The following is a 7,714-nucleotide window of genomic DNA, read 5'->3' as shown; positions in this document are numbered from 1 at the left end:
CATAAAAATACATTCCAACTACTGCCCAATTAGATTTTGGTTTTTTAGGTTTTTCTTCTAAAGAAATTACTTTTCCTTCTTTATCAAATTCCACAATTCCAAATCTTTCAGGATCAGGAACATAATATCCAAATATATAAGCTCCTCCGTTTTTCTCTATTTCATTTTTAGCAGACTCCATTATTTTAGGTAAATCATGCCCAAAGAAAATATTATCTCCTAATAGATAAAGAATACAATCATCTTTAATAAATGGTTCTGCAAGAATTAATCCTTCTGCAAGACCTCTTGGCTTTTTCTGAATGACCCAATTTATCTTCATTCCAAGTTTTTCTCCATGATTGAAAATTTTCTTATAAAAGGGCTCATCTTCTGGATTTATTACAAAAATAACCTCTCTTATTTTAAGAAGCATAGCCAGAGATAGGGGATAATAAATCATGGGCTTGTTATAAATAGGGAGAAGATGCTTATTTATAATTTGAGTTACTGGATAGAGCCTTGTTCCAGAGCCTCCTGCAAGAATAATCGCTTTCATAGTTTTTAATTAAAAATTTTTTAATCTTTACAATTTTATCATACCAAAATTTATAACTCAACTAATTTTTATTTTGCAAGCTTTTATTATATTTTTAAATTTCTGGAGACACTTTTAAAATTAGAATATAAATTATGAAAAAATCTATTTGGATTATTATAGTAATTTATATTTTTTTAATTTATTCAACTTTATCTGTAACACCTCTTATATGGAATTTTTTGTATACATTTCTCGAACAGAAGTTTTTAACTATTATAATTAATATAATTTTTGTAATTGTTACACTCCTTATTGTTTATTTTTTAATTCAGAAGAAAAAATCAAAAATATTCTTTCTTTTTTTATTAATTTTTCTTTTTCTAATTCTTTTTTTGATAACCCGAATGGAAAAACCAGCAGAGAGAATTCATTTTTTAGAATATGGTATTCTTGGAATTCTTATTTTTAAAGCAACAGGAAAGGAAATAAAACAAAACATTTTTGCCATAATTTTATTAGTTACAATAGCTGTTATTGATGAATCAATTCAATATATGTTGCCTAATAGAGTTGGCGATATAAGAGATATTGTTATGAATTTAACAGGAGGTGTTATTGGGTTATGGTTAGGAAAATTCTGGTATCAATCTTGACATTTGTCTTTCACCTTTAATCCTCTTTACTGGGCTCTTAAAGATTTTTTCTTAGAAACATTAAATAAGTTCTTGAAGCACCTGAGTCAAAATTATCATCCTATTTGTTACTACAACTTGTTTTTATATTTTTCAATCTAACGCCTAAGCTCAGCAGCAGGCGAGAAGATCGTCTGCTGAAAGAGGAAATTTTTATAAACTTTCTTCTAAGAGAGAAATTAGAGCCGGGAGTGATATGTTCTTTCTGGTGGAGGCGCTGTCTGTCGTCTCAATGTAGCAATGCTATCTGTTAGCATCAGCTACAAGCTCCTTCTATTTCACTTACTATAATCATCTTCATTTTTGACTTCCATTTTATTTAACATTCTAAATTTAGCACAGGGCTGTCCAGCCTGTTCGCTGGGGTAATTTGTTAAGCTAAATTTTCTTTTTCTTCACCGATAATTTCAAATAACTGTTTTACTATTTTAGGATGCAATATCTTTCCACTGTGAAAAGGTATAAATAGGTGTTATTCGTGGTGGTTTAGGCAATTTGAACTTCTAAAGAAGTGGTTAGTATTTCTTTATTCAATAAAATCTTTTTTTCTTCTTCATTTAAAGTCTCTAAATACAATTCAACTGCTTCTTTGATATTTTTTAAGACTTCATCCAAACTATCTCCTTGAGTGTGACAACCTTTTAATTCAGGACAATAGGCATAATATCCAAATTCATCTTTTTCTATTATTACAGTTACTTTCATTTTTTCTCTTACATTAAAGATATTTTTATAAAAAAATTTTAAACTTTTTTAAAAATTTTTCAATCTAACACCTAAACTAAGCAGTGGGTAGGAAGGTTATCTGCTAAAGAGAATTATTAGAAATTAACGGTATGTTTCTTTTGGTAGGGTGCTGTTAATCGTCCCAATGTAACAGTGCTACCTGTTAGTATCAACCACAAGGTTCTTCCATGTGTTCTTACCATAAGGCTATATACCATCGTAATTCAAAAATCAAGACCTAACCGCAGTTGCTTTATTCAATTTCTTGCAAGTCCTTTATCACAATCACATCTGTAAATTTTTTAAAATCTTTTAAATTTTCTGTGTAAAGAATTGATATTCCATTCTCTAATATAGTAGCTATTATTACAATATCCCAAAAATTCACACCTTTTACACTTTTCTTAGAAGAAAGGATGGGCTTCTTCTCAAAGCAAGCTCTGTGACAGGAAAGACAATGAATATACCAAAGGATAACATTTGTTCAATTTCTTCCTTTGCTTCTTCTGGAGTTAATGGTGCTTCTATACCTCCAAAGATTCGCGTAAGAGAAACATAAAACCACCTACAATCTGGATTGAAATAAATCCCCAAAGTTTCTTTCTCTTAATTTTTTCTATTAACCGAAGAGCCTTTTTATAATTTGTCCTTGTTGTATTAATTAAAAATATCTTATTCATAAAGGTCTTTTCTTGTAAATTCTCTTATCCCCTAAAGCTCTTAGTCTTGGCCACTGTGTAATTTTTTTGAATCCCTATTGTCTCTTGGAGCGATCTTCTAATCAATTCTGTAACCGTGATATTTTTTCTTTTTTGCCTCCTTTACTAAAGCGATTTTTTCCTTTAAGGGAATTCGTATGGTAATGGTAATCTTCGGTTCTATCCTCTCGTTAATCTTTGCTCTTGTTTTCATTTTTTTACCTCCTAAAAATTGCACTTTTAGTATAATACAATTTTGCATAAAATTAAGCTTTTGAATCTATAAAAATATAAAAAAAGAAAAAATAGGGTCAGATCTTAAATTGTGATTTTGTTCTTGTCTTTTTATTTTATTTTTATTACTTCACTTACTTCCTTTTAATTTAATGCGATAAGCTACTTTATGGTATCCTTAAGGACCTAGTCATGGAACCAAATACCATAAAATAAATCAAGACCTAACCTCCAACTGTTGACCTGAAACTTTTTATTCTTTTTTCATTTAATTTTATACTAAAAATGGATTGATTATCAATTTTTGGTATTTTCATTGTCTCTTCCATAAATATCGTCAAAACGCACTATATCGTCTTCTTCTAAATACTCTCCACTTTGCACTTCAATAATTTCAAGAGAAATTTTACCAGGATTTTCAAGGCGATGCAGAGTGGTTGGAGGAACAAACACAGATTCATTTTCATGCACAAAGCTCTCTTTATTTCCGATAGTTACTTTAGCTGTCCCCTTTACTACAATCCAGTGTTCAGAACGATGATAATGCATCTGCAAACTGAGTTTAGCACCTGGGTTCACTACAACTTTTTTTATTTTATATCTCAGTCCTTCTTCCAAAACTGTATAACTTCCCCAGGGTCTAAAAACTGTTTTATGTTCAAGCACACTTGGATGTTTATTCTTTTTAAGCAAATTTACAATATCTCTTACTTTTTGAGATATATCTTTTTTAATGATTAAAATAACATCATCTGTATCAATAATTGCTAAATCTTCCACTCCGCAAGCTACAACAAGTCTTTTATTGCTAAATATAAGAGAATTTTTAGTATCTATAGAAATGACTTCTCCAGTTTTTACATTTTGAGCTTTATCTTTATCTAAAGCTTCATAAACTGCATTCCACGAGCCGATATCACTCCAGTAAATATCAAGTGGTAAAACTACAGCTTTATTTGTTTTTTCCATTACTGCATAATCTATAGAAATTTCAGGGAGTTTTGAAAAATTTTTAATTGTTTCTTCGAAATTTAAATCAAAAATTTTAGCAATTTCAGGCTCAAATTTAGCAAATTCCTCCTGCATAGTTTTTATATTAAAACAAAACATTCCTGAGTTCCAAAAGTAATTTCCTTCAGAAAGGTATTTTTTTGCAGTCTTTAAATCTGGTTTTTCTGTAAATTTTTCAACAAGAAATGCACCCAAATCCAAAAGTTCATCATTTTGTTTATTATTCTTAGTCTTAATATAACCATATCCTGTTTCTGGTTTATCAGGTTTTATCCCAAAGGTAACTATATAGCCTTTTTTAGCCAATATTTCTGCTTTCTTAAGATATTTTAAGAATTCATCTTCGGGTTTTATAATATGGTCTGAAGGTGACACAAAAAGAACATCTTCTTGATTTACCTCTAATTTTTCCAAAGCAAACTTCATAGCCAGTGCAATAGCAGGAGCAGTATTTCTTATAGCAGGCTCAAGGACGATATTTTTTTTAGGTATATTAAAGCCTGCGTTTTTAAGTTCTGATAAAACCAAAAATTTGTAATCTTTATTGGTCATAATAATTATATCTTCAGAGTTAACCACTTTTAAAAATCTTTCTACTGTTTTCTGAAGAAGTGATTTATTTCCATTTAATTTTAAAAATTGTTTAGGAAAGGTTTTTCTTGAAAGAGGCCAGAGCCTTGTTCCAGATCCTCCTGCAAGAATAACAAATTTCATTTTTTATCCTTTTAAAAAAAATTTTTTTAAGATAAGTAACTTTTATAAAGTTTTATAGTTCTTTCAATTTTTTCTAAAACTAATTTATTTTATAACATTTTAATACAATTTTAATCATTTTAAAAATAAAATTGAACTTCTACCAAAATTTTAGAATTTCGGTTTCATCTGAAACTTATTGCTTCTAATAATTTCATTAGACTAAAAATTTTTAAATTACTCCAAAAAAATTTCTAAAAGATTAATAATTACTTTTATAATAAAATTAAAATCAAACTTTTTTAAATTTTAACCCATAAAGTAAAACATTATCAGTATCTTTATCTCCGATCATTATAGAATCTTTTATAGAGATTCTATAATCTTCACAAGCTTTAAGAATCATTCCAGGGAAAGGTTTTCTTGCAAAACTTATTTTTTTATATGCTTTTATTACACCATCAGGATGATAAGGACAATAATAAAATGCGTCAATCTTAAGTTTTCTTTTGTTATACTCTTCTTTTATAAATTCATGAGTTTCTAAAACTTCTTTTTCTGAAAATTTTCCTTTAGCTACACCTGCTTGATTTGTAACTATTATTACAAATTTATCTTCTTTATTTGCTTTTTTAACTATCTTAAACCCTGTTTTTAAAAATTCTATATTTTTACCATGTGGATAACCTGTATCTTTTATTAATACCCCATCTCTATCTAAAAAATAAGCTCCTTTTCTTTTTAATTTTATCCATTTAGGAATTTCTTTACATGCTTTCTCATAATCTTCCGGAACACCTATATCTATAAACTTCCCTCCCATAGGTAATCCTAAAATTTCTTTGTTATCTATAAGTTTAGGTAATATAACTTTCTCAAGAGATAATTTATCAGACGAATTTAAAAATTTAGATAAAATACTTTTTTTGAAATAATAAATCCCGCCATTTATATATCCATCTGCAAATATTTCAGGAATTTTACCCTTTTCAATAAACCTTAAAACTCTATTATTTGTATCTATTTCCACAAATCCATACCTTGAAAAATCTTGAGTATACCTTAAAACTATTAAAGCTAATGGACGATATTCATGAATATATTTAATTAATAAATCAAATTCTATATCAAAAAAAGTATCTCCATTAATAAGAATAAATTCATCTTCAAGCTTATCAAAAGCATTAATTAATGCTCCTCCCGTATCTAATGGCTTTTTTTCTATAGAATATTCAATTTGTATTCCAAATTGGTGTCCATTTAAAAAATAATTTATTATTTGTTCTTTTTTATATCCTACTAAAAATAAAAAGTTTTTAAATCCGTAATTTTTAAGGTTTTCAATAAGGTACTCTAAAAAAGGTTTATCATTTATAGGTGCCATGGGTTTACAAATATCACCAAGAATATTCTTTATCCTTGTACCCAGCCCTCCTGCTAAAATAACTACTTGCATATACTCCAAGTTTCTAATCCATATTCTGTAAATTCGTATCTCTTAAACTCTCCCCCAAATTTAGAAAGTGCTTCTATTACTTTATATCTTTTATTATCTGGGCAGAATAACATCATAAATCCACCACCACCAGCACCTGATATTTTTCCACCTGTTGCACCTGCTTTTAAAGCTGTTTCGTATATTTCATCAATTACGGGATTTGTAATCCCTTCTGCCATTTGTTTTTTATATTCCCATCCCATATGTAAAATTTCTCCAATTTTATTTAAATCGCCTTTGAGTAAAGCTTCTTTCATTAATATTGCTTGTTCTTTTAATTTATGCATAGCTGTTATAGGTTTTTCTTTTTTTTCTTCTACATTTCTCATTTGGGCTTCTATTATTTTTGAAGATAATCTGCTCGTCCCTGTATAATAAAGTAATAAATTCATTTGTAGTTCATTTATATAATCCTTTTTTACCCTTAAAGGATTTACTATTACCCTATCTTTATAAAATTCCATAAAATTAAATCCTCCAAATGTAGCAGCATATTGATCTTGCTTCCCTCCTGCCATTTTAAGATCAATTCTTTCTATTTCATAAGCAAGATGAGCAATTTCATATTCTCCAAGTGGAAGTTTTAACCATTCTACAAAAGCACCCAAAATAGTTACTACAAGAGTGGATGAACTACCGAGACCCGAACCTGGAGGTGCGTCAACATAGGTAGTAAGAGTAAAAGATAAAGGTTTATGAGTAAAATCTTTTACAATTCTATTATAAACACCTTTTAATAAATCTAATTTTCCGTCATATTTTAAAAAAGTTGTACTTGGGTATTCAATTTTAATATTTCTATCTATAGCATTGAGAACAATTTTATTATCTTCTCTGGGCTCAATTGTAGCGTAAGCATACATATTTATTGTAGCATTAAGAATAGCTCCTCCATATAAATCAGAATAAGGACTTACATCTGTACCTCCTCCAGCAAGCCCAAGCCTCAAAGGTGCACGAGAGCGGATAATCATAGGGTAACCTCCTTACTTAAGGACTTATAAACCTCTAAAATTCTTGACACTTCTTTGTCAATTGTAAATTCTTGATTGAATCTTTTTAAAGCATTTTCTGAAAATTTTTTATAAACTTCTTTGTTGCTACATATAAATTTTATAGCTTGAGCAAGAGCTTTAGGATTTTTAGGTTCTACATTTAAACCTGTAACACCATTTTGATTTACCCAACTAACTCCTGAACCTTTTATATTTGTAGCAACTACCGGTTTTCCAAAGCTCATAGCTTCAACTATTACCAATCCAAAAGCTTCTGATTTTTCAATAGACGGAAGACAAAATAGATCACATGCTTTATAATAACTTCCTAAATGATTTTGAGAAATTTTACCTATAAGAAAAACTTTGTTTATAAGGTTATTGTTCATTATCAATTTTTCATATTTTTCTCTCAGTTCTCCATCTCCACCTATAACTATAACATAATTATCTGGTAAATATTTAGATGATTTTATAAGATATTCAAAACCTTTATAGTATATAAATCTACCAAGAGAAAAAATAATTTTTTTGTTTTTAAACTTTTTTTTAATTTCTCTTATTTTTTCTTCATCTACTTTCAACCCCTCTTTTTTTATACCACGAGGTATAGCGATACATTTATTTTTAAAATATTTTAACTGTTC

Annotated in this window: 8 protein-coding genes; 1 reads left to right on the top strand and 7 read right to left on the bottom strand. The window is 28.5% G+C overall.

Annotated elements, in window-relative coordinates:
* The coding region (locus LWW95_11325) for an NTP transferase domain-containing protein (protein ID MDL1957615.1) at positions 1 to 538 on the bottom strand (538 nt) is incomplete at its 3' end.
* Between the two features lie 386 nt (positions 539 to 924).
* Between LWW95_11325 and LWW95_11320 the strand changes: the two genes are divergently transcribed.
* Positions 925 to 1,173 (top strand): VanZ family protein, encoded by a 249-nt coding sequence (locus tag LWW95_11320; protein MDL1957614.1) that lies wholly within the window; start codon positions 925 to 927, stop codon positions 1,171 to 1,173.
* Positions 1,174 to 1,698: 525 nt separating this feature from the next.
* Here the strand turns inward: LWW95_11320 and LWW95_11315 are convergent.
* From LWW95_11315 to LWW95_11290, 6 genes are all read right to left on the bottom strand, one after another.
* A complete protein-coding gene (locus LWW95_11315; GenBank protein ID MDL1957613.1) occupies positions 1,699 to 1,917 on the bottom strand; it encodes a type II toxin-antitoxin system HicB family antitoxin in 219 nt (72 codons plus the stop codon).
* 414 nt (positions 1,918 to 2,331) lie between these two features.
* Positions 2,332 to 2,532 (bottom strand): hypothetical protein, encoded by a 201-nt coding sequence (locus LWW95_11310; GenBank protein MDL1957612.1) that lies wholly within the window; start codon positions 2,530 to 2,532, stop codon positions 2,332 to 2,334.
* Positions 2,533 to 3,167: 635 nt separating this feature from the next.
* On the bottom strand, positions 3,168 to 4,595 hold the full coding sequence (locus tag LWW95_11305; GenBank protein ID MDL1957611.1) for a mannose-1-phosphate guanylyltransferase/mannose-6-phosphate isomerase: 1,428 nt from the start codon (positions 4,593 to 4,595) through the stop codon (positions 3,168 to 3,170).
* Positions 4,596 to 4,866: 271 nt separating this feature from the next.
* The gene (locus LWW95_11300) at positions 4,867 to 6,030 is read right to left on the bottom strand and encodes an HAD-IIIA family hydrolase (GenBank protein ID MDL1957610.1); all 1,164 of its coding nucleotides are present in this window, start codon (positions 6,028 to 6,030) and stop codon (positions 4,867 to 4,869) included.
* The gene (locus LWW95_11295; GenBank protein MDL1957609.1) at positions 6,021 to 7,046 is read right to left on the bottom strand and encodes a dehydrogenase; all 1,026 of its coding nucleotides are present in this window, start codon (positions 7,044 to 7,046) and stop codon (positions 6,021 to 6,023) included. Before LWW95_11295 ends, LWW95_11300 begins: the two co-directional genes overlap by 10 nt.
* On the bottom strand, positions 7,043 to 7,714 hold a 672-nt coding region (locus tag LWW95_11290), incomplete at its 5' end, for a glycosyltransferase (protein ID MDL1957608.1). The genes LWW95_11295 and LWW95_11290, both read right to left, overlap by 4 nt.

It is taken from the genome of Candidatus Desulfofervidus auxilii, assembly GCA_030262725.1.
In the GTDB taxonomy this organism is placed as follows: domain Bacteria; phylum Desulfobacterota; class Desulfofervidia; order Desulfofervidales; family Desulfofervidaceae; genus JAJSZS01.
The sequence above is the reverse complement of the archived record's forward strand: the minus strand, read 5'-3'. Positions and strand labels throughout refer to the sequence as shown.